The 22,398-nt window shown below is 61.1% G+C and carries 15 protein-coding genes; 9 read left to right on the top strand and 6 right to left on the bottom strand.

Annotated features, from left to right (window positions below; translation table 11 throughout):
* Nucleotides 1-106 precede the first annotated feature (106 nt).
* From ACIPOO_RS18595 to ACIPOO_RS18575, 5 genes are all read right to left on the bottom strand, one after another.
* Nucleotides 107-1,705 carry an ABC transporter substrate-binding protein gene (locus ACIPOO_RS18595; RefSeq protein ID WP_400608871.1) on the bottom strand — a complete coding sequence of 533 codons (1,599 nt, stop codon included), beginning with the start codon at nt 1,703-1,705 and terminating at the stop codon, nt 107-109.
* A 338-nt stretch (nt 1,706-2,043) separates the two neighbouring features.
* Nucleotides 2,044-3,672, bottom strand: a complete 1,629-nt coding sequence (locus ACIPOO_RS18590; protein ID WP_274135339.1) for an ABC transporter substrate-binding protein — start codon at nt 3,670-3,672, stop codon at nt 2,044-2,046.
* 284 nt (nt 3,673-3,956) lie between these two features.
* On the bottom strand, nt 3,957-5,555 hold the full coding sequence (locus ACIPOO_RS18585; RefSeq protein ID WP_274135340.1) for an ABC transporter substrate-binding protein: 1,599 nt from the start codon (nt 5,553-5,555) through the stop codon (nt 3,957-3,959).
* 113 nt (nt 5,556-5,668) lie between these two features.
* Nucleotides 5,669-7,852 (bottom strand): HET-C-related protein, encoded by a 2,184-nt coding sequence (locus ACIPOO_RS18580; protein WP_400608868.1) that lies wholly within the window; start codon nt 7,850-7,852, stop codon nt 5,669-5,671.
* A 245-nt stretch (nt 7,853-8,097) separates the two neighbouring features.
* On the bottom strand, nt 8,098-8,814 hold the full coding sequence (locus tag ACIPOO_RS18575; RefSeq protein ID WP_274135343.1) for an SIMPL domain-containing protein: 717 nt from the start codon (nt 8,812-8,814) through the stop codon (nt 8,098-8,100).
* A gap of 742 nt (nt 8,815-9,556) precedes the next feature.
* Here ACIPOO_RS18575 and ACIPOO_RS18570 point away from each other — a divergent pair.
* From ACIPOO_RS18570 to garD, 7 genes are all read left to right on the top strand, one after another.
* Nucleotides 9,557-10,816: an ATP-binding protein gene (locus ACIPOO_RS18570; protein WP_274135344.1), complete on the top strand. Its 1,260-nt coding sequence runs from the start codon at nt 9,557-9,559 to the stop codon at nt 10,814-10,816.
* Complete coding sequence (locus ACIPOO_RS18565; protein ID WP_274135345.1) at nt 10,813-11,373, top strand: response regulator transcription factor; 561 nt, start codon at nt 10,813-10,815, stop codon at nt 11,371-11,373. Before ACIPOO_RS18570 ends, ACIPOO_RS18565 begins: the two co-directional genes overlap by 4 nt.
* Nucleotides 11,374-11,517: 144 nt before the next feature.
* Nucleotides 11,518-13,254 carry an ABC transporter ATP-binding protein/permease gene (locus ACIPOO_RS18560; protein ID WP_400608865.1) on the top strand — a complete coding sequence of 579 codons (1,737 nt, stop codon included), beginning with the start codon at nt 11,518-11,520 and terminating at the stop codon, nt 13,252-13,254.
* A 107-nt stretch (nt 13,255-13,361) separates the two neighbouring features.
* Entirely contained in the window at nt 13,362-14,111 is a 750-nt protein-coding gene (locus tag ACIPOO_RS18555) for a FadR/GntR family transcriptional regulator (RefSeq protein ID WP_400608863.1), read from the top strand.
* A gap of 298 nt (nt 14,112-14,409) precedes the next feature.
* Nucleotides 14,410-15,321 (top strand): 5-dehydro-4-deoxyglucarate dehydratase, encoded by a 912-nt coding sequence (gene kdgD / locus ACIPOO_RS18550; RefSeq protein WP_400608861.1) that lies wholly within the window; start codon nt 14,410-14,412, stop codon nt 15,319-15,321.
* Nucleotides 15,322-15,574: 253 nt separating this feature from the next.
* Entirely contained in the window at nt 15,575-16,948 is a 1,374-nt protein-coding gene (locus ACIPOO_RS18545) for an MFS transporter (RefSeq protein ID WP_274135349.1), read from the top strand.
* 27 nt (nt 16,949-16,975) lie between these two features.
* Complete coding sequence (gene garD / locus ACIPOO_RS18540; protein WP_400608859.1) at nt 16,976-18,529, top strand: galactarate dehydratase; 1,554 nt, start codon at nt 16,976-16,978, stop codon at nt 18,527-18,529.
* 141 nt (nt 18,530-18,670) lie between these two features.
* Here garD and ACIPOO_RS18535 read toward each other — a convergent pair whose 3' ends face one another.
* Nucleotides 18,671-19,675 (bottom strand): ketopantoate reductase family protein, encoded by a 1,005-nt coding sequence (locus tag ACIPOO_RS18535; RefSeq protein ID WP_400608857.1) that lies wholly within the window; start codon nt 19,673-19,675, stop codon nt 18,671-18,673.
* A gap of 264 nt (nt 19,676-19,939) precedes the next feature.
* Between ACIPOO_RS18535 and ACIPOO_RS18530 the strand changes: the two genes are divergently transcribed.
* Complete coding sequence (locus ACIPOO_RS18530) at nt 19,940-21,160, top strand: zinc-dependent alcohol dehydrogenase (protein ID WP_400608855.1); 1,221 nt, start codon at nt 19,940-19,942, stop codon at nt 21,158-21,160.
* 199 nt (nt 21,161-21,359) lie between these two features.
* Nucleotides 21,360-22,361 carry a GlxA family transcriptional regulator gene (locus ACIPOO_RS18525; protein ID WP_400608853.1) on the top strand — a complete coding sequence of 334 codons (1,002 nt, stop codon included), beginning with the start codon at nt 21,360-21,362 and terminating at the stop codon, nt 22,359-22,361.
* The last annotated feature ends 37 nt before the right edge of the window (nt 22,362-22,398 follow it).

The following is a 22,398-nucleotide window of genomic DNA, read 5'->3' as shown; positions in this document are numbered from 1 at the left end:
GGTCGCCGGCTTGGTACGGCCTTATGAGCCATGGTTTCTGCTGGGTCCGCGGTATGCGGATAAAGCGGTGCCGCGGACGCAAGCGCCCTTGGCACGGTGGTTCGGATCAATCGGCGACGGTCACGCCTGAGAAGTTGTTGCGCCCGAAGGGGCTCACCTGGAAGCCCTCGACCTCGGCCCGCAGCGGCTGGCTGACGGTGGAGTGGGCAATCGGGGTGATGGGCACCTGTTCTTTGAGGTAGTGCTGGGCCTGCTTGTACAGCTCGATGCGTTTTTCCTTGTCTGCGGTGGCCACGGCGGCCTTGACCAGCGCGTCGTATTTTTCGTCGCACCACATCGAGTAGTTGTTGCCGCCGATGGAGGCGCAGCTGTACAGCGTGCCGAGCCAGTTGTCGGGGTCACCGTTGTCGCCGGTCCAGCCGATCAGCGAGATGTCGTGTTCGCCGTTCTTGCTGCGCTTGAGGTATTCACCCCATTCGTAACTGACGATGTTGACCTTGATCCCGACCTTGGCCCAGTCCGACTGGAGCATCTGCGCCATGAGCTTGGCGTTCGGGTTGTACGGGCGCTGCACCGGCATCGCCCAGAGGTTGAGCACGGTGCCTTCCTTGACCCCGGCGGCACGCAGCAGCTCCTTGGCCTTTTCCGGGTTGTAGGGCGCATCCTTCACGGTGTCGTCGTAGGACCACTGGGTCGGTGGCATGGCGTTCTGGGCCAGTTGGCCGGCGCCCTGGTAGACCGCCTTGATGATTTCCGGCTTGTTGACTGCCATGTCCAGCGCCTGGCGAACCTGCAGGTTGTCCAGTGGCGCGTGGCGCACGTTGTAGGAGATGTAGCCGAGGTTGAACCCGGGCTCCTGCATGACCTTGAGCTGCTTGTCGGCCTTGAGCGCATCGACGTCCGCCGGACGCGGGTTGAGCGTGACCTGGCATTCGTTGCGCTTGAGTTTCTGCGCGCGCACCGAGGCGTCGGTGATGATGGCGAAGATCAGCTGATCGACCTTGATGCGGCTCGGGTCCCAGAACTCTTTGTTGGCCACGTAACGGATTTGCGAGTCTTTCTGATAACGGCCAAAGGCGAACGGGCCGGTGCCGATGGGCGCCTGATTGATATCCTGCAGATTGCCGGATGCCATCAATTGGTCAGCATATTCAGCTGAAAGAATCGAGGCGAAGTTCATCGCAATGTTTTGAATGAATGCTGCATCAACTTTATTGAGTGTAAATACAACAACCATTGGTCCGGTTTTTTCAACGGACTTGATATTCTTGTCCAGGCCCATACTGGTGAAATAGGGGAATTCTGTCGGATAAGCGACGCGGAACGGATGATCCTTGTGCAGCATGCGGTTGAACGTGAACAGCACGTCATCGGCATTGAAGTCGCGGCTGGGTTTGAACGCCTTGTTGCTGTGGAACTTCACGCCTTCGCGCAGATGAAAGGTGTAGGTCAGGCCATCCGGGGATACATCCCAACGGGTTGCCAACGCAGGCACCACGCCGGTTCCACCCTGTTCGAACTCGGCCAGGCGGTTGTAGATCGGCTCGGCGGCGTCGTTGTCGGTGCCGGAGGTGTACTGGCCGATATCAAAACCCGCGGGGCTGCCTTCGGAGCAGAACACCAGGCTCTTTGAAGCTGCGTAGGACGGGGAGGCGGCCAGAAGACCCGCCGCCAATAGTGATGGCAAAACAATATTCTTATTCATGACAATCCTTATCGTCTTGGGCGTGAATGAATCCTGTAACGGACTGAAACTCTTTTTCGCAATCGTTTGCGCAAATGAAGTTTCCACCGACGGAAATCCCGACCGGACAGATAGACAGCACATATCGAGTGCGGGATCTCAAACGGTATGTCCGTCGAGATGCACAGTAAATAGTTCTAGGCGCAGCTGTGTATGTAGGAAAAATGACTATTGTTAGTAGGCAATCTCTTTCGAAGTTCTACTCGTCTAACAATATTCATTTTCATGCATGAATCGCGCACGCGACGACACAGTCGCATTACCCGCAGGTAATGCGACTGTGAAGCCATTTGGGGGTTTTACTTGCCGCTGACGCTGACGCCGTAGAACGAGTTCAGACCGAATGGGCTGATCTTGAAGTCCTGAACCTCTTTGCGCATCGGCTGGTAGACAGTCGAGTGGGCAATCGGGGTCATCGGGACTGCGTCCTTGAGCAAGTGCTGAGCCTGTTTGTACAGCTCGGTGCGCTTGGCCTGGTCGGTGGTTTCCTTGGCCTGGTGGATCAAGGTGTCGAACGGCTTGTCACACCACTTGGCAAAGTTGTTGCCGTTGATGGCGTCGCAACCGAACAGGGTGCCCAGCCAGTTGTCCGGGTCACCGTTGTCGCCGCTCCAGCCAATGAGCATCGCGCCGTTTTCGCCGTTCTTCGCACGCTTGATGTACTCGCCCCACTCGTAGGAAACGATCTTGGCGTTGATACCGATCTTCTTCCAGTCGTTCTGGAGCATTTCGGCCATCAGCTTGGCGTTCGGGTTGTACGGACGCTGAACCGGCATCGCCCACAGGGTGATCTCGGTGCCTTCGGCCACGCCTGCCTTCTTCAGCAGCTCCTTGGCCTTGGCGACGTCGTACGGCGCATCCTTGATGGTGGTGTCATAGGACCACTGGGTCGGCGGCATGGCGTTGACGGCCAACTGGCCTGCGCCCTGGTACACCGCGCCGATAATGGCTTTCTTGTCCACAGCCATGTCCAGCGCCTGACGCACTTCCAGCTTGGCCAGCGGGTTAGGCTTGGTTTCGCCCTTGATGGTCGGCATCACGTTGTAGGCAATGTATCCCAGGTTGAAACCTGCCTGGTCGGGCATCTTCAGCGCAGGGTCGGCCTTGAGTGGCTCAAGGTCTGCCGGACGTGGGTAGGCGGTGATCTGGCATTCGCCTTTCTTGAGCTTCTGCGCACGGACCGAGGCGTCGGTGGTGATGGCGAAGATCAGGTTGTCGACCTTGACGTCTTCAGGCTTCCAGTAGTCCTTGTTGCCGGTGAAACGGATGTTGGAGTCTTTCTGGTAGCTCTTGAACACGAACGGGCCGGTGCCGATCGGCTTCTGGTTGATGTCTTCGGCCTTGCCTTCCTTGAGCAGTTGGGCTGCGTATTCAGCGGACTGAATGGAGGCGAAGCTCATGGCCAGGTTCTGGATGAATGCCGCATCGACAGTACCGAGGGTCATCTTGACGGTGTGATCGTCGACCTTCTCGATATTTTTGATATTGGTATCCATCGCCATATCGGTGAAGTACGGGAATTCGGTCGGGTACGCCTTACGGAACGGATCGTCCTTGTTGATCATGCGGTTGAACGTGAACAGCACGTCATCGGCATTGAAGGTACGGGTCGGCTTGAAGTACGGCGTGGTGTGGAACTTGACACCTTCACGCAGGTGGAAGGTGTAGGTCAGGCCGTCCGGGGAGACGTCCCAGCTGGTGGCAAGACCTGGAATAACGGCGGTGCCGCCACGTTCGAACTGGCTCAGACGGTTGAAGACGGTCTCGGCCGAAGCGTCGAAGTCGGTGCCGGTGGTGTACTGACCTGGGTCGAAACCAGCGGGGCTGCCTTCGGAGCAGAACACCAGGTTCGATGCTGCTTGAGCGAAGGGAGCGCTGGCGATCAAACCTGCGCCGAGAAGAAACGGAATGACCGCTTTTTTGAGCATGGTGGCCTCAGTTGTTGTCATTTTTTAATTGAGGGAAACGACCTTTTGGGTCGGTCCCGCGGATACTTATGCAGGCGCCATACCCAAAGCAAGATGCTGGCGCCAATCAAGTGACAAAGAGTGGCACGAACGTACACGAATGTCGCAAAACTATAATTTCTGACGCGGTTGAACGTTTGCGTGTCGCATATCGGTACGTTTAGTGCGCAATTTTGGTGCACTGCATCGTTGCGAATGCACCCGTTTGTGTCTCAAGTGTTACTTCGCTGTTGAAATATCGTGGGTCATTTCGACAGGCTCACCCCATAGAACGGCGTCAGGCCGAACGGGCTGAGCTTGAAGTCCTGCACCTCCTTGCGCATCGGCTGGAACACTTTGGAGTTGGCGATCGGCGTGATCGGCACGTCGTTCTTCAGGATAGTCTGCGCCTGCTGGTACAGCTTGATGCGCTCGTTCCTGTCGCTGGTCAATCTGGCCTGGGTCACCAGCTTGTCGTAGCCGGTGTTGCACCATTTGGCGTAGTTGCTGCCCTTGACCGCCGCGCAGCTGTAGAGCACGCCGAGCCAGTTGTCAGGGTCGCCGTTGTCACCTGTCCAACCATAGATCATCGCGTCGTGTTCGCCAGCCTTGGCGCGCTTGATGTACTCGCCCCACTCGAAGCTGACGATGTTGGCCTTGATGCCGATCTTCGCCCAGTCGGACTGAATCATCTGCGCCGACATGCGTGCATTCGGGTTGGAGGCGCGCTGGACGGTCATGGCCCACAGGTTGATCTGGGTGCCCGGCGCGACGCCCGCTTCCTTGAGCAACTGTTTCGCTTTCTCGATATCGTGGGGCGCGTCCTTGATGTTCGGGTCATAGCCCCATTGCGCAGGTGGCAGGGCGTTCTGCGCCAGTTGGCCTGCGCCCTGATACACCGCCTTGATGATGGCCGGCTTGTCGATGGCCATGTCCAGCGCCTGGCGCACCTTGAGCTGGTCCAGCGGCGGGTGGGTCACGTTGTAGGCCAGAAAGCCCAGGTTGAAACCTGCCTGGCTCAGCACCTTGAGGTTCGGATCCTTCTGCGCTTCTTCGATGTCCTGCGGGCGCGGGTAGCCGCTGACCTGGCATTCGCCAGCCTTGAGTTTCTGCAGGCGGGTAGCGGCATCGGTGTTGATCGAGAAGATCAGGTTGTCGAGCTTCACGTCCTCAGGCTTCCAGTACTGGGTGTTGCCGACATAACGGATCTGCGCGTCCTTCTGATAACGCTTGAACACGAACGGACCGGTGCCGACCGGCTTCTGGTTGATGTCGGCGGCCTTTCCTTCCTTGAGCAACTGGGCGGCGTATTCGGCCGACTGGATCGAGGCGAAGCTCATCGCCAGGTTCTGCACGAACGCGGCATCGATGTTGTTCAGGTGAAACCTGACGGTCTGCTCGTCGACCTTTTCCACCTGTTTGATGGTGGTGTTCATGTCCATGTCGTTGAAATAGGGTGACTCGGACGGATACGCCTTGCGGAAGGGGTCATCGGGGTTGAGCAGGCGATTGAAGGTGAACAGCACGTCATCGGCGTTGAAGTCGCGTGTCGGCTTGAAGTAGTCGGTGGTGTGGAACTTGACGCCGGGCCGCAGGTGGAAGGTGTAGGTCAGGCCGTCATCGGACACTTCCCATTTCGTGGCCAGGCCCGCTTCGACCTCGGTGCCGCCGCGCTTGAACTGGGTCAGGCGGTTGAAGACGGTTTCGGCCGAGGCGTCGAATTCGGTACCGCTGGTGTACTGGCTGGGATCGAAGCCTGCCGGGCTTGCTTCCGAGCAATACACCAGGGTGCTGGCGGCGTGAACCGCTGGTGCGCAGAGCGCCAGCGCGGTCGCCAGAAACAGGGGCTTTAAGGTGTTTTCCATGTGGACCTCGAACAAAGCGGCATTCGTGCCTGGGGTCATCGGCGGATGACTGACAGGTGAGAATGCCGCAGTGCCTCGAAGGTTCACAAGGGGCTCGCGAGAGAGCGCCCGGGCTATTTGGCCAGGTTCTGCAACTCCTTGAACCAGCTTGTGTTGCCCACCGCTTTCATGAACACCTTTTCAAGAAAGCTCCATGCGGACGATGGCACTTCCTCGTTGCTGAAAACGTATCGAATATAGGCATTGCTGTCGGCCAGCAATTGACTGTGCAGATTCTGCAACTGGCGGATCGACTGTTGATGCACTTCATCCAGATCCGATCTGGATTGCGCTCGCTGCACCTGGTCAGGATTGTCGTTGGCCCAGGTTTTGACGAGCGTCTGGTGCCATTGCGTGTCGTCGGGATGACAGAAGAAGGCCGTCGCCACGGCGATCGGGTCCGCGTCCTGCTTGCCGTTCCAGTGATCGACCATGGCCTGGGCCACCTGACTGACAGCGATGTTGGCGAGCTGCGCGCTGAGGTCGTGCAGAGGATGCTCGGGGTGATCCTTGGAGAGCTGCGAATGGCTGGGCTCGACTGACGAATCGAGGTTCGGATCGCTGCCCAGCGCCAGTTGGGCATCGGCGACGCTGTTGCCGATCCAGGTCAGTAAGCCCTGCGCCGCACTGTTGTAAGCGTTGAGCAGGATCGCGGCAGGGGTGTTCATGAGCCAGCGGTAAAACCGCAGTGTATCCACACCGGCTTTTCGAGCCAGGCCGACCAGACCGTCTCTTGCCTTGAGCAGCGCTTCGAATGCCCTGAGGAAGTTCTGATTGGGGTGCTCGCCCAGCAGGATCAGCATCACTTTATCCCGTTCGGAGCGATAACCCGGCTGGGACAGCTCGAACTCCAGCTCCTGGGTAGAGAACAGGATCTTGCCCAGCGGCGCGGCGAGGCTGGCGATCACGTCGCTACCGCCAAAGGTGCCGGTGACCAAGGGCAGATTGCGCTTGACGTTTGCCGGGGTGGTCCAGGGCAGAACCCGAGTGTGGCCGGCGGAAATCAGGCTGAGCTCGGCGAAGTTGGAGTGGGCGAACAGGTCTTCCAGCACGTGCAGCCCCGCGCCGAAACTGCGCATCCCGGAGAGCGTACGGCCGCCGGTCATTGCCAGCCTCAACTGCCGTTGCATGTACTCGACCGCCCCGGTCATGTAGCGCTTCATCGACGTGACGGGCTCAGCTGTCAGCACTGGGTCGCCAGGAAGAATCCAGGGCGCAAAGTCGGGGTCACGCACTGTCGGATCCGGGAAGGCCGGGTCGATGGCCATGGGATTGTCGATGTGCTCGTTGGGCAGGTAAACCCCGAGTTTGTCGAGCGTCACTCGCATGTCCTGCGGGTAGCGCATCCGCAGGTCGGGGAATTTCTTGACTGCAAGGATATCCACCAGGTCGGTCCACGCTTGCCGGGACACGTACGCGGGAAACTCCTTGGGCATGTCGACGCTGCGGGTGATCTTGGGGTCGACGATCTGCGAGTAATCGCGCAGCCAGTTGCCGAAGTAGACGGCGTCTGCCTCGGCGCGGGTGAAACCAGCCTCGGCCAGTGACCAGCCGATGGTCTGGTGAGTATGACCCTGGGCATCTGCGCTGCCTGCCTCGAAGGCTTCACGGTCAGGATTGGCGTGTGCCGTATCGATTCGGTCATCGACGTTCGCCTGGAACGCCAGCACGTGCATGAGCGCCTCATGCCAGTCGACGCTGTAGTCCACAGGCTCGCGCTCGTGTGCCGTCGAGTAGCTTGCGAGCTGGATGCGGTCCTGCGCAGGTTCCGCCTGTGCAGCGATCCAGGCAGTAAAGCGATGGCCTTCCTCGAAGGGGGCATCGTGGGCCAGCAGGGAAGTGCCATCGGGCGCACGGTCGCCGAGATCCTGACGCAGTACGTTGTCGACGTGATGGCCGAACTCATGCAGCAATGCCGACAGCAGCCAGGCGTGGTGCGGAGTGTCCCGCGTCGCGAATGAAAAGAAGTCCCGGTCAATGCGGATGGCCCGTTCACGGTTGTCGTAATCCGCGTCGTAGCCCAGGAATTCGGTCAGGATGATCGGTGGGTTGCCAAGCTCGCCCAGTATCAGGCGGGTCCACAGCGCGCCGAAGGTGTGATCTGGAATATCGTCGCCGAAGACATCGCGCATTTGCGTCTTGAAGTCGTTTTCGCCCAGGCGCTGGGCGACATCTGTAAGCAAGTCGAGCGCGGTGGTGGTGTGCAGTTTCTCGTCAGGCAGGTCTGCTGGCGAGCGCAGGGTGTTGGTGAAAGCCATTTTGGATTCTTCCTTGAATGTTTGAGTGGCGCCTTGTTGCCTCTGGTCGGGCAATCCGTGCGCCGCCGCAATGGGATATTGCAAACCCCATTCTATGGATTGTGGTGAGGGTGAAAATCAGCGAGGTCGCTCAAAGGTGTAGGAGCGAGCGAATGCGCGGAAGAGGAAACGGCGATATAACGCGAGGGGGGATAGCCGGGGGCATGAGAGAAACCGCGGCAACCCAGGGCTGCCGCGGCGTTGCATCAAGGAATGGCGACTTCGATCACGCCGTCTGCGGTGACGCTGACCTGGCTGGTGCCGGCTTCGACATCGGGTGTCGGAGCGGCATCGGCGCGGGCGGCTTTCATCATCATGACTGGCGCGTGCATGTAGGGCTGTGGATAACCCGAGGTGTTCAGGTTGAGATTGACCAGCTTGTAGCCGCTGCCACCCAGGGCGTCGGTGACCAGTTGGGCGCGGGCCTTGAACGCGGTGACGGCGCTCTTGAGCAGGGTGTCTTCGCTGGCCTTGCGCGCAGGGTCGGAGATGGAGAAGTCCATGCCGCCCATTTTCATGTCGCTGCCCAGCAGTTCACCGGTAAGGCCGGAGAGGGCGGCGAAGTCCGGGCTTTCCAGACGCAGTTCGGCACGCTCGCGCCAGCCGGTGATTTTCTGGCCCTTGTCGTCGTAGATCGGATAGCTGTTGCGACTGCCCTGGCGAATGGTCACGTCCTTGACCTGCCGAGCCTGGCCCAGCGCCTTGTTCAGAGTGTTGGTGACTTCGGCGGCGAGTTTCGCAGGGTCTGAGTTCTGCGATTCGGTGTAGACGGTGACTGTCATCAGGTCGCGCTGGACTTCCTGGTTGACCTCGGCACGGACCGACACCTGGTTGTAATGAACGTCATCGGCCAGGGCCGGGGCGCTTGCCAGCGCGAGGGTGCTCAGGGCGAACAGGGTAGCGGTGGGACGAAGGCTGAACATGAAAAACTCCTTGTTGGGCAGGCCGTCTGTGGCGCATTCCAGTATGGCCCGTCGGACGGATGCCCATGAGACTGAAAATCCGGGATCTTGTTCCGAACCTCGTTTTCACGAAGCCTACACCGCCCGGTAGCAGCACGGCTTGCCGGCGGGGGCGTACTCAAGATCGCTCCCGCCGGCAAGCCGTGCTGCTACGGGTGGTGGGCATGATCACACGCACTGCAGGAGCGCGCTTGCCCGCGACGGCGTCGTGTCAGCCAACCCATCCGGCGCTGACGCATCGCTCCCGCCGGCAAGCCGTGCTGCTACGGGTGGTGGGCATGATCACACGCACTGTAGGAGCGCGCTTGCCCGCGACACGTCGTGTCAGCCAACCCATCCGGCGCTGACGCATCGCTCCCGCCGGCAAGCCGTGCTGCTACGGGTGGTGGGCATATCACACGCACTGTAGGAGCGCGCTTGCCGCGACGGCGTCGTGTCAGCCAACCTATCCGGCGCTGACGCACCGCGCCCGCCGGCAAGCCGTGCTGCTACGGGTGGTGGGCATGATCACGCGCACTGTAGGAGCGCGCTTCCCCGCGACGGCGTCGTGTCAGCCAATCCATCCGGCGCTGACGCATCGTGGTCGCGGGCAAGCGCGCTCCTACGGATGCGCGATGTGTGGCGCTTTGACGCACTTTCAAGGAAAGCGCTGCTTCATTGGTTATACTCCTTGCGATTCGCCAGGAGCGCATCAGGAGAGCTCATGCTCGCCCCCGTCCAAGTACTTTCCGCCACGCGCCAGAACCTCTGGCGACTGACTTTCGTCCGCATTCTGGTGCTCGGTGCCCAAGCCGGCTCGGTGGGCTTTGCCTACCTGTTCAATCTGTTGCCCTTACCCTGGCTGCAACTGGACATCACCCTGGGCTTCTCGGCCATCGTCTGTCTGCTCACGGCCATTCGCCTGCGCACATCGTGGCCGGTGACCGAACTCGAATACGCCGTGCAACTGGCCTTCGACCTGTTTATCCACAGCGCGCTGCTGTTCTACTCCGGCGGCTCGACCAACCCGTTCGTGTCGTATTACCTGGTGCCGCTGACCATCGCTGCGGTCACGCTGCCCTGGCGCTATTCGCTGATCCTGTCCGGCATCGCCCTGGCGCTGTACACCTTGATGCTGGCCAACTTCTATCCCATCGATACCGTCGCCTTCGCCCGCGAGAAACTGCAGATCTACGGCATGTGGCTGAGCTTTGCGCTCGCGGCAGGGGTCATCACCTTCTTTGCTGCACGCATGGCCGAGGAACTGCGCCGCCAGGAGCAGATGCGTGCCTTGCGCCGCGAAGAAGGCGCGCGGGACCAGCAACTGCTCGCCGTGGCCACCGAAGCTGCCGGCGCGGCTCATGAACTGGGCACGCCACTGGCGACCATGAGCGTATTGCTCAAGGAGATGCAGCAGGACCACAAGGATCCGGCGCTGCAAGAGGACCTGTCGGTGCTGCAGGACCAGGTCAAGCTGTGCAAGGAGACGCTGCAGCAACTGGTGCGCGCCGCCGAGGCCAATCGCAGGCTCGCGGTGCAGGAACAGACGGTCACCCACTGGCTGGACCAGGCGCTGAACCGCTGGCACCTGATGCGTCCCGAATCGACCTATCGCTTCCAGCGGCTGGGGCAGGGCGAGGTACCGACGGTCGCGCCGCCTCCCGACCTGACCCAGGCACTGCTGAACTTGCTCAATAACGCCGCCGACGCCTGCCCCGAAGGGCTGGAGGTGAGTCTGGACTGGACCCCGCTGGAGATTCGCATCAGCATCCGTGATCACGGTGCTGGCGTGCCGCTGGCGGTGGCCGAACAGATCGGCAAACCCTTTTTCACCACCAAGGGCAAAGGCTTCGGCCTGGGCCTGTTCCTGAGCAAGGCCAGCGTGACTCGCGCAGGCGGCTCGGTAAAACTCTATCCTCACGAGGAAGGCGGCACGCTCACCGAGCTGCGCCTGCCCCGTCAAGCACCAGGAGAAGAAGCATGACTGACGAAATCCAGGTCGAAGGCGAAGAACTGCCGCACCTGTTGCTGGTGGACGACGACGCCACCTTTACCCGCGTGATGGCCCGCGCCATGGCTCGCCGTGGTTTCCGCGTCAGCACCGCAGGTTCCGCCGAAGAAGGCCTCATCCTGGCCCAGCAGGACCTGCCGGACTACGCCACGGTCGACCTCAAGATGGAAGGCGACTCGGGGCTGGTCCTGTTGCCACGCTTGCTGGAACTGGACCCGGAAATGCGGGTCCTGATACTGACCGGTTATTCGAGCATTGCCACGGCGGTCGAGGCGATCAAGCGCGGCGCCTGCAACTACCTGTGCAAACCCGCCGACGCCGACGACGTGCTCGCAGCGCTGCTGTCCGAACACGCCGACCTCGACACCCTGGTGCCGGACAACCCCATGTCGGTGGACCGCCTGCAGTGGGAGCACATCCAGCGTGTGCTGACCGAGCATGAGGGCAATATTTCGGCTACCGCGCGGGCGCTGGGCATGCATCGCCGCACGCTGCAAAGGAAATTGCAGAAGCGTCCCGTGCGCCGCTAAGGGCCATCCCGGGGGTTGGTCGAGCAGGCTCGAAGACCGATCCGAAGCACGCAGGGACAGTTAACATTTTCTTCATGGAAGATCTCGTGTGGCGTCTGGCACATTGGGGCTGACGCCACTTAATGCCTGCCATCGAGTTATCACATGAATCAAAACGCCGAATACTCTGCGGCCAACGATACGTCCCGTGGCCAGTTCTTCAAGAAAGTCTGGCACCTGATCACCCCCTACTGGCGCAGCGAGGAAAAGGGCATCGCCTGGCTGCTGCTGGTGGTGGTGATTGCGCTGGTGCTGTTCGATGTGGCTGTGTCGGTCTGGGTCAACAGCTGGTACCGCGACTTCTACAACTCCCTGCAACAGAAGGACCTGGCAGCCTTCACCCACCTGATGCTGTATTTCTGCGGGATTGCGGCGGTGTCGATCCTGGCGGCGGTGTATCGGCTGTACCTGACACAGATGCTGACGATTCGCTGGCGGACGTGGCTCACCGAGAAACACTTTGCCCGCTGGCTGGATCACAAGAATTACTATCGCCTGGAGCAGGGCGGCTACACCGACAACCCTGACCAGCGCTTGAGCGAAGACCTCAACAGCTTCACCTCCACCACCCTGAGTCTGGTGCTGGGGCTGATCAGCACGGTCGTCAGCCTGGTGTCTTTTTCGGTCATCCTGTGGGGCGTGTCCGGCAGCATCGAACTGTTCGGTATCGAGATCCCGGGTTACATGTTCTGGTGTGCGCTGCTGTATGCGGGCATCGGCAGCTGGCTGGCCCACCTCATCGGGCGACGCCTGATCGGCCTGAGCAACAAACAGCAACGTTACGAAGCCGACCTGCGTTTTGCCATGGTGCGCATTCGCGAGAACGCCGAGAGCATCGCCCTGTATGACGGCGAGGCCAACGAGAACCGCCGCCTGACGTCACGCTTCAAGCTGGTCTGGAGCAACTTCTGGGACATCATGGGCGTGCAGAAACGCCTGAAGTTCTTCACCACCGGCTACGGCCAGATCGCGATCATCTTCCCCTTCGTGGTCGCCGCGCCGCGGTATTTCGCCGGCAAGATCGAGCTGGGCGAACTGATGCAGATCAACTCGGCCTTTGGCAGCGTTCAGGAAAACTTCAGTTGGTTCATCGATGCCTACGTGTCTCTGGCAGGCTGGCGCGCGACTTCCGACCGTCTGCTGGCTTTCCGTCAGGCCATGACCGAAAACGAAGAACGCCACAGCGCGATCAAGCTCAACCGGGAAGGGCATGAGCTCAGGCTCGAACAGCTCAGCCTGGATCTGGTGGGCGATCGCCAACTGCTCGATCACGCCAATGCGAAAATCGCGGCGGGCGATCACGTGATGCTCAGCGGTCGCTCCGGCAGCGGCAAGAGCACGCTGTTGCGGGCGATGGGCGGTCTGTGGAGCGACGGCTCCGGGACCATGGACCTGCCGGCCGGTCGTTACCTGTTCCTGCCGCAGAAGCCCTATCTGCCCATTGGCACGCTGCGCGAGGCCCTGAGTTATCCACAACCGCCAGACGTCTACCCGGCCGAGCGTTTTGCCCAGGTGCTGGAAACCTGCCGGCTCGGCCATCTGGTGTCGCGTCTGGACGAAAGCAACCACTGGCAACGCATGCTGTCCCCCGGGGAACAGCAGCGCGTGGCCTTTGCTCGGGCTCTGCTGTATGCGCCGGACTGGCTGTATCTGGACGAAGCCACCTCGGCCATGGACGAAGAAGACGAAGCGGCGCTGTATCAGGCGCTGCTCGATGAGCTGCCAGGCGTGACGCTGCTGAGCATCGGCCACCGCAGCAGTCTCAAGCGTTTCCACCGTCGTCATCTGCGCATCGAAGGCGGTCAATTGCGCGAGCAACCCCACGCTGAAACGGTGATTTAGCAGCACGATGCCGCAAAAACCTACGAACTCGCCGGGTTTGTTATGTGATCGTACAACCCGGTGAGCTATGATTAGACTTTCACCGTATTTAGAGACGCATGTTGGATATGGAAAATCAGAGTGCTCCGCCTCGCGCACGTAGAAAGCACCGCAGCCTCGCCCAGGAGTTGGTTACTGAACTCTCGGAGCGTATTCGCACCGGCGCCCTGAAGCGTGGCGACAAATTGCCCACCGAATCCGCGATCATGGAAGAGCAGGGGGTCAGCCGCACCGTCGTACGCGAAGCCATTTCCCGTCTGCAGGCCTCGGGGTTGGTGGAAACCCGCCACGGTATCGGTACCTTCGTGCTCGACACGCCGAGCCCCAGCGGTTTTCGCGTTGATCCTGCGACCATCGTCACCCTGCGTGACGTGATGGCGATCCTCGAATTGCGCATCAGCCTGGAAGTCGAATCGGCGGGCCTAGCTGCCCAGCGTCGCAGCGCCGAGCAACTGGCCGACATGCGTGCCGCACTCGACGCCCTCAATGAAAGCGCGGCCCATGCCAGCGATGCGGTAGGTGCCGACTTCCAGTTCCACATGGCCATAGCGCTGTCCACCGGCAACCGCTATTTCACCGACATCATGAATCACCTGGGCACCAGCATCATTCCGCGTACCCGCCTGAATTCCGCGCGCCTGGCCCATGACGATCAACAGCACTACATGAGCCGCCTGAGCCGCGAGCACGAGGAGATCTACGAGGCCATCGCCCGCCAGGACTCCGACGCCGCCCGCGCTGCCATGCGCCTGCACCTGACCAACAGCCGCGAACGCCTGCGCCACGCCCATGAAGAGGCGGAGTCGCAGCGCGCCTGAGGTCGTATGACCTGGCCATTTATCACTCCGTCCGCGTGGTGACAATTGTAGGAGCGCGCTTGCCCGCGACCGCGTAGTGTCAGCCACGTATCTGTTGCTGACACTACGTAATCGTCCGAGTGCGGCCCAGACCAAGCGCGCTCCTACAGGCCGAGCCAGAACGCCACTCATCTCCTTCCCCTAGAAATAATTCGTCCCGCCTATTGAGAGATGTCATTCCTAGTTGTACGATGACTTACGACATCAGCGCAGGTCTGGTGATCCATTCACACAATTAGCTTCCCAGGGTGTTCGAATAATGAATCCACAAGAACTGAAGTCCATCCTCTCCCACGGTCTGCTGTCTTTCCCGGTCACCGATTTCAATGCCCAGGGCGACTTCCATCGCGCGGGTTACATCAAGCGTCTGGAGTGGCTGGCCCCTTACGGCGCCTCCGCGCTGTTCGCCGCTGGCGGTACAGGTGAGTTCTTCTCCCTGACCGGCGACGAATACTCCCAAATCATCAAGACTGCCGTCGACACCTGCGAAAAGACTGTGCCAATCCTGGCCGGCGTAGGCGGTCCGACCCGTCAGGCGATCCAGCAGGCTCAAGAAGCAGAGCGTCTGGGTGCCAAAGGCCTGCTGCTGCTGCCTCACTACCTGACCGAAGCCAGCCAGGACGGCGTTGCCGCCCACGTTGAAGCGGTCTGCAAATCGGTCAAGATCGGCGTTGTCGTCTACAACCGTAACGTTTGCCGCCTGACCGCGCCGCTGCTGGAAAAACTGGCCGAGCGCTGCCCTAACCTGATCGGCTACAAAGACGGCCTGGGCGATATCGAACTGATGGTTTCGATCCGTCGTCGCCTGGGCGACCGCTTCTCCTACCTGGGCGGCCTGCCGACCGCTGAAGTCTACGCCGCTGCCTACAAGGCGCTGGGCGTACCGGTCTACTCCTCGGCGGTGTTCAACTTCGTACCGAAACTGGCGATGGACTTCTACCACGCGATCGCCAAAGACGATCACGCCACTGTCGGCAAGCTGATCGACGATTTCTTCCTGCCGTACCTGGACATCCGTAACCGCAAATCCGGCTACGCCGTCAGCATCGTCAAGGCAGGCGCGAAAATCGCCGGCTACGACGCAGGTCCGGTCCGCGCTCCGCTGACCGACCTGACTGCAGAAGAGTTCGAAATGCTCGCTGCACTGATGGACAAGCAAGGCAAGCAGTAACAGCCAACTGCCGGGAAACCGCTGAGCGATCAGCGGTTTTTTGCCGTCAGGGCACCGTTCACCAAAACGCTGCGCCGTGCAGCGTTTCGCGTCGGCAAGGCTGCCGTTCGCGTGAGTTCTACCCCAGGCGTCACCGTGGCCGCACTTTGAAAGAACGCTTCAATCGCATCTGGATTTAGGGGCAGAGGCGAGCGACACACACATAAGATCGTTGTTTACCCGCGCAAAAAAATAATTAGTGGGAGTTTCGAACATGCAAAAAACCAAGCCGACTCACGTCCGCTATTTGATCCTGCTCATGCTGTTTCTGGTGACCACGATCAACTATGCCGACCGTGCCACCATCGCCATTGCCGGCTCCAGCCTGCAAAAGAGCCTTGGCATCGACGCAGTAACCCTCGGATACATCTTCTCCGCCTTTGGCTGGGCCTACGTGGCCGGTCAGATCCCTGGCGGCTGGCTGCTGGATCGCTTCGGTTCGAAGAAGATCTACGCACTGAGCATTTTCACCTGGTCGCTGTTCACCGTGCTGCAAGGCTATGTCGGTGAATTCGGCCTTTCCACCGCCATCGTCGCGCTGTTCATGCTGCGCTTTCTGGTGGGCCTGGCCGAAGCGCCATCCTTCCCTGGCAACGCGCGCATCGTTGCGGCCTGGTTCCCGACCTCCGAGCGCGGCACCGCCTCGGCGATCTTCAACTCGGCGCAATACTTCGCAACCGTTCTTTTCGCCCCGATCATGGGCTGGATCGTCTTCACCTTCGGCTGGCAGCACGTGTTCGTGGTGATGGGCGGTATCGGCATCGTGTTCTCGCTGATCTGGCTGAAAGTCATCCACAGCCCGCGCAACCACCCGATGATCAACAAGGCAGAACTCGATCACATCGCCAACAACGGCGGCATGGTCGATATGGACAACGACAAGGGCAAAGGCAAGAGCGGCGGCCCGAAATGGGACTACGTCAAGCAACTGCTGACCAACCGCATGATGCTGGGTATCTACCTGGCGCAGTACTGCATCAACGGCATCACCTACTTCTTCCTGACCTGGTTCCCGGTGTATCTGGTGCAGGAACGCGGCATGACCATCCTCAAGGCCGGTTTCATCGCCTCGTTGCCCGCGATCTGCGGCTTCGTCGGCGGCGTGCTGGGCGGGATCATCTCCGACTGGCTGCTGCGTCGCGGCAAATCCCTGACCTTCGCCCGCAAGGCGCCGATCATCGGCGGCCTGCTGCTCTCGACCTCCATCGTCACCTGCAACTACGTCGATATCGAATGGGTGGTGGTGGGCTTCATGGCACTGGCGTTCTTCGGCAAGGGTGTGGGCGCACTGGGCTGGGCGGTGATGTCCGACGCTTCGCCGAAACAAATCGCCGGTCTGAGCGGCGGTCTGTTCAACATGTTCGGTAACATCGCGTCGATCACCACCCCGATTGTCATCGGCTACATCATCAGCTCCACCGGCTCGTTCAAATGGGCTCTGGTATTCGTTGGCGCCAACGCGCTGGTGGCGGTGATCAGCTACGTGTTCATCGTGGGCGAGATCAAGCGCGTGGAATTGAAAGACACCCCAACGCAGGGTGATTTGCGGGCCAGCGACGTCGGCGAAATTTCCCAGGCCAAGAGCTGAGTCCAAGAAAAATCGAGGAAGACCGTGATGAACTTGATCCAACATGCCGACTCGCCACGTTACATCCGCCTGCATGAGCGCGATAACGTTGTCGTCGTGGTCAATGACCAGGGCGTACCGGCGGGGACTGAATTCGACAATGGCCTGGTGACCATCGACAACGTGCCCCAGAGCCACAAGGTCAACACCGTGGACATCCCCGAGGGTGGCGAAGTGATTCGCTACGGGCAGACCATCGGTTATGCCCTCAAGCCGATCCCGCGCGGCAGTTGGGTCAAGGAAGATCAACTGCGCATGCCGAGCGCGCCGCCGCTGGACAGCCTGCCGCTGTCCACCGAAGTACCTGGCCGGGGCGAGCCGCTGGAAGGCTTCACCTTCGAAGGCTACCGCAACGCCGACGGCACGGTCGGCACCCGCAACATCCTCGGCATCACCACCACCGTGCAGTGCGTCACCGGCGTGCTGGACTTTGCGGTCAAGCGCATCCGCGAGGAAGTGCTGCCCAAGTACCCGAACGTCGATGACGTGGTGGCCATCACCCACACCTATGGCTGTGGCGTGGCGATCACCGCCAAGGATGCGTACATCCCGATCCGCACCGTGCGCAATCTGGCGCGCAATCCGAACCTGGGTGGCGAAGCGCTGGTGATCGGTCTGGGCTGCGAGAAATTGCAGGCCGAGCAGGTGATGCATCAGAACGATCCGTCGGTCGATCTGAGCGATGAGTGGATGTACCGCCTGCAGGATTCGCAACACGGCTTCAACGAAATGATCGAGCAGATCATGGAGCTGGCCGAAGTGCGGTTGAAGAAGCTCGATCAGCGCCGTCGCGAAACCGTGCCGGCGTCCGAGCTGATCCTGGGCATGCAGTGCGGCGGCAGCGATGCGTTTTCCGGCATCACCGCCAACCCGGCGCTGGGCTACGCCTCGGACCTGTTGCTGCGCGCAGGCGCGACCGTGATGTTCTCGGAAGTGACCGAAGTGCGTGACGCCATCTACCTGCTCACCTCCCGCGCTGAAACCACGGAAGTGGCCGAAGAGCTGGTGCGCGAGATGGACTGGTACGACCGTTATCTGGCCAAGGGCGAAGCAGACCGCAGCGCCAACACTACGCCAGGCAACAAGAAAGGCGGGTTGTCGAACATTGTCGAGAAGTCCCTGGGATCGATCGTCAAATCCGGCAACAGCGCGATCAACGGCGTGCTTGGCCCCGGCGAGCGGGTCAATCGCAAGGGGCTGATCTTTTGCGCAACGCCGGCCAGTGATTTCGTCTGCGGCACGCTGCAACTGGCGGCCGGCATGAACCTGCACGTGTTCACCACCGGGCGCGGCACGCCGTATGGCCTGGCGATGTCACCGGTGGTGAAGGTGTCTACCCGCACTGAACTGGCCCAGCGCTGGCCGGACCTGATCGACGTTGACGCAGGCCGCATAGCGACCGGGCGCGCCAGCATCGAGGAGTTGGGTTGGGAGCTGTTCCATTTCTATCTCGATGTCGCCAGCGGCAAGAAGAAGACCTGGACCGAGCATTATCGTCTGCACAACGACATCACCCTGTTCAACCCGGCGCCGATTACCTAAGCCGGGCTACGTCATGTAGGAGCGCGCTTGCCCGCGATTGCGATCTGTCTGCCACAGATGTATCGGCTGACACGACGTCATCGCGGGCAAGCGCGCTCCTACAGGGCTTCGGTTGTCGTCAGTTACGCGTCACCCTCCATCTCAATGCCGCCCATGCTCCTTGTGGTGCGCGTGCTCCCCGCAAAACCTTGCCAGCGTCAGCACCACTCGGGTGATCGGCATCGGGATATTCACCTTCGCCGCCAATTCCAGTACCGCATCGCCAATCGCCGCCAGTTCCAGCGGCAAACCCTTGTCGAAATCCTGCAGCATCGACGTGCGCACCGGGCCCATGCTCGCGCCGAACTGCATGAAGGTCGTGGGCTCCATGCTCAGTTTCGCGTCGTAGGCTGCAGCCACCTGCATCGCCTCGTTGAAGGTCGCCAGCGCCAGTTCGCGCATGTCCGGCAGCCCGTAGATCTGCTCCAGCGTCGCGCCGGTCACCACCGACACAGGGTTTGAGGTGAGGTTAGCGATGATCTTGGTCCACAGTTGATCGCGAATGCGGTCGGTGCCCTGGGCTTCGATGCCGGCGCTTTCGATCAGCTTGACCAGGCTTTGCAGGCGCGGCGTCAGCTCGTTGTTCAACTCACCGAAGATGATGCGATACGGGTTGTGAGTCTTGACCACCGCAGGCGCTGAGCTTTGAGCGGTGATGAACACCACACACCCGATGACCTTGTGCAGGTCGAGGGTGGCGGTGATGCGGCTGTCCGGATCGACCGTTTCCACCCGATTGCCCGCGAACGGGCCACCTTCGCCATGGAAATACCACCACGGCACGCCGTTGATCACAGGCACCACCAGCGTCTCGGGGCCGATCAGCGCAGCGATGTTCGGCAGCAGGCCGCTCAGCGATGGTGCCTTGGTGCAGAGGAACACGATGTCCTGTTCGCCGAGGGCTTCGGCGCTGTCGCTGGCATTGACCTGGACGTGGTGGCGGCCTTGCAGGTCTTGCAGGTGAATGCCGTTGCGTTGCAGGGCGGCGAGGGTGCGACCGCGGGCGAAAACATTGACGGCATGCCCGCTCAGCGCAATACGCGCCGCCAGCGTGCAGCCGATGGCACCCGCGCCGGCAATACAGATACGCAAGGGGGAAGCACTCATGATGACTCCGGGACTGCCAGATACGTTTCAGGTTGTTTCTGCAATCTACACGATCCCTGTAGGAGCGCGCTTGCCCGCGATGGCGGTGTGTCAGTAACTGATGAGTTGAATGACACAACCCTGTCGCGGGCAAGCGCGCTCCTACAGATTGCGGGCGTTCCGCTGGTCAGTTGCACGCCATCGCCCTGAACTTCATTAGCCACGCACCTATCCTTATTGCATGTCCACCCCAAGCGATCAGGCCTGCCCTACAAGGAGAAGTTCATGCGTGCACTGACCTATCACGGTGCCCACGACGTTCGCGTGGAGACGGTCGCCGACCCGATGATCCAGGCCCCTGACGACGTCCTGCTGAAGGTGACGGCCACCGCCATCTGCGGCTCGGACCTGCACCTGTATCGCGGCAAGATTCCGGCCACCGAGCAGGGTGATATCTTCGGCCACGAATTCATGGGCATCGTCGAGGAAGTCGGCCCGGAGGTCACCGCCGTACAGCCCGGAGACCGGGTGGTGATTCCGTTCGTGATCGCCTGCGGGAGCTGTTTCTTCTGTCAGATGGAGGCATTTGCCGCCTGTGAAACCACCAATACCGGGCGTGGGGCGATTCTCAACAAGAAGTCCATCGCGCCCGGTGCCGCCTTGTTTGGCTACAGCCATCTGTACGGCGGTGTGCCAGGCGGGCAGGCCGAGTATGTGCGGGTGCCCAAGGGCAACGTCGGGCCGTTCAAGGTGCCCGGCACTCTGGCCGACGAGAAGGTGCTGTTTCTGTCCGACATCCTGCCCACCGCCTGGCAGGCGGTGCTCAATGCCGGTGTGGGGCCGGGATCGAGCCTGGCAATCTACGGCGCAGGGCCGGTCGGCCTGCTCAGCGCGGCCTGCGCGAAGATGCTGGGCGCCGAGAAGATCTTCATTGTCGATCATCACGCCTATCGCCTGGCCTACGCGCAGTTCACCTACGGCGCGATCCCGATCAATTTCGACGAGGACGACGACCCCGCCGACTCCATCATTCGCCAGACCGCCGGCATGCGTGGCGTTGACGCGGTGATCGACGCGGTGGGCTTCGAAGCCAAGGGCAGCACCACTGAAACCATCCTCGCCACCCTCAAGCTTGAAGGCAGCAGCGGCAAGGCACTGCGCCAGTGCATCGCTGCTGTGCGGCGCGGTGGCACGGTCAGTGTGCCGGGGGTGTATTCGGGGTTCATTCATGGCTTCATGTTTGGCGATGCATTCGACAAGGGCCTGACCTTCAAGATGGGCCAGACCCATGTGCACCGTTACCTGCCGCAATTGCTGCGGCTGATCGAGGAGGGCGCGCTGTCACCCGAGGCGATCATCACCCACCGCCTGTCGCTGGAAGAAGCCGCCGAGGGCTACGCGATCTTCGACAAGCGCGAGCAGGACTGCCGCAAGATCATCCTCACCCCAGGCTTCGACAGCAGGATCGATGCGTCGGCCAGTGACATGGATCTGTCAGGCACCTGACGCGACCGCCCCGTAGCAGTCCGGCTTGCCGGCGTCGGCGGTTTCAAGGTGTTCCCGTTATCGCGCCCGACACCGCCCCCGTAGCAGCACGGCTTGCCGGCGGGAGCGATTTCAAGGACGACATCGCCCCAGAGGCGATGAACCGCAGTAGAGCCGCTCCCCACAGGTGGCATAATCGTTCTTTTCGAGGACTGCGGCCATGGCCACTTCTGCGCTTGCGTCGTTCAATCAGCCCCGCACGGTGCTGTTCCTGGCCTATCCGCAGATGGGGCTGCTGGACCTGACCGGCGCGCAGACGGTGTTCTGGGCCGCCACCAAGGCCATGAACAAACGCGGCCTGGCCGGTTACCTGCGACCGACCGCCAGCATCACCGGTGGCCTGACCCTCACCGCCGAAGGGGTGGAAGTCAACTCCGAACCCCTGTCCTCCCTCGCAGGCAGCGTCATCGACACGGTCATCGTCCCCGGTGCGCCGGACATCCTCCAGGCGCTGGACAACAACCCCGACACCATCGAGTGGCTGCGCACCATCGCGCCTCACGCCAGGCGCACGGCATCCGTGTGCAGCGGCGCCTTTCTGCTGGCGCAGGCCGGTCTGCTCGACGCGAAACGGGTGGCAACCCACTGGGCCATGTGCGACATGCTCAAGACGCGCTTTCCCACGGTCGATGTCGATCAGGACGCGATTTTCATTCAGCAGGGCACGGTCTGGACGTCGGCGGGTGTCACGGCCGGGATCGACCTGGCACTGGCTCTGGTGGAGGCCGATTGCGGGCGGGATGTGGCCATGGAGGTCGCGCGGGAACTGGTGGTGTTCATGAAACGCCCAGGCGGGCAGTCGCAGTTCAGCACCATGCTTCAGGCGCAGATGCAGGATGGAGACGTGTTCTCTGACTTCCATCTCTGGCTAACGCGCAACCTGCACCGTGCCGAACTCGACGTCGAGCAACTGGCGCGTCACGCCAACATGAGCGTGCGCAACTTCAGCCGCGTGTACAAGCTCAAGACCGGTCGCAGTCCGGCCAAGGCGCTGGAGTTCTTCCGTCTGGAAGCGGCGCGGCGGATGCTCGAAGATTCCGACCGGCACATCGATCAGGTCGCTCAGGAATGCGGCTTCGGCGACGAGGAACGCATGCGCGTCACCTTTCATCGCAACCTGGCGACATCCCCCCGGGACTACCGCAGCCGCTTCGCTCGCTGAGCGTCTACCCGCCGTCCCGAGGGAAAGCGGGCAGCGT

The organism is Pseudomonas sp. NPDC090201 (assembly GCF_044746825.1).
Classification (GTDB): domain Bacteria; phylum Pseudomonadota; class Gammaproteobacteria; order Pseudomonadales; family Pseudomonadaceae; genus Aquipseudomonas; species Aquipseudomonas putida_AD.
The sequence above is the reverse complement of the archived record's forward strand: the minus strand, read 5'-3'. Positions and strand labels throughout refer to the sequence as shown.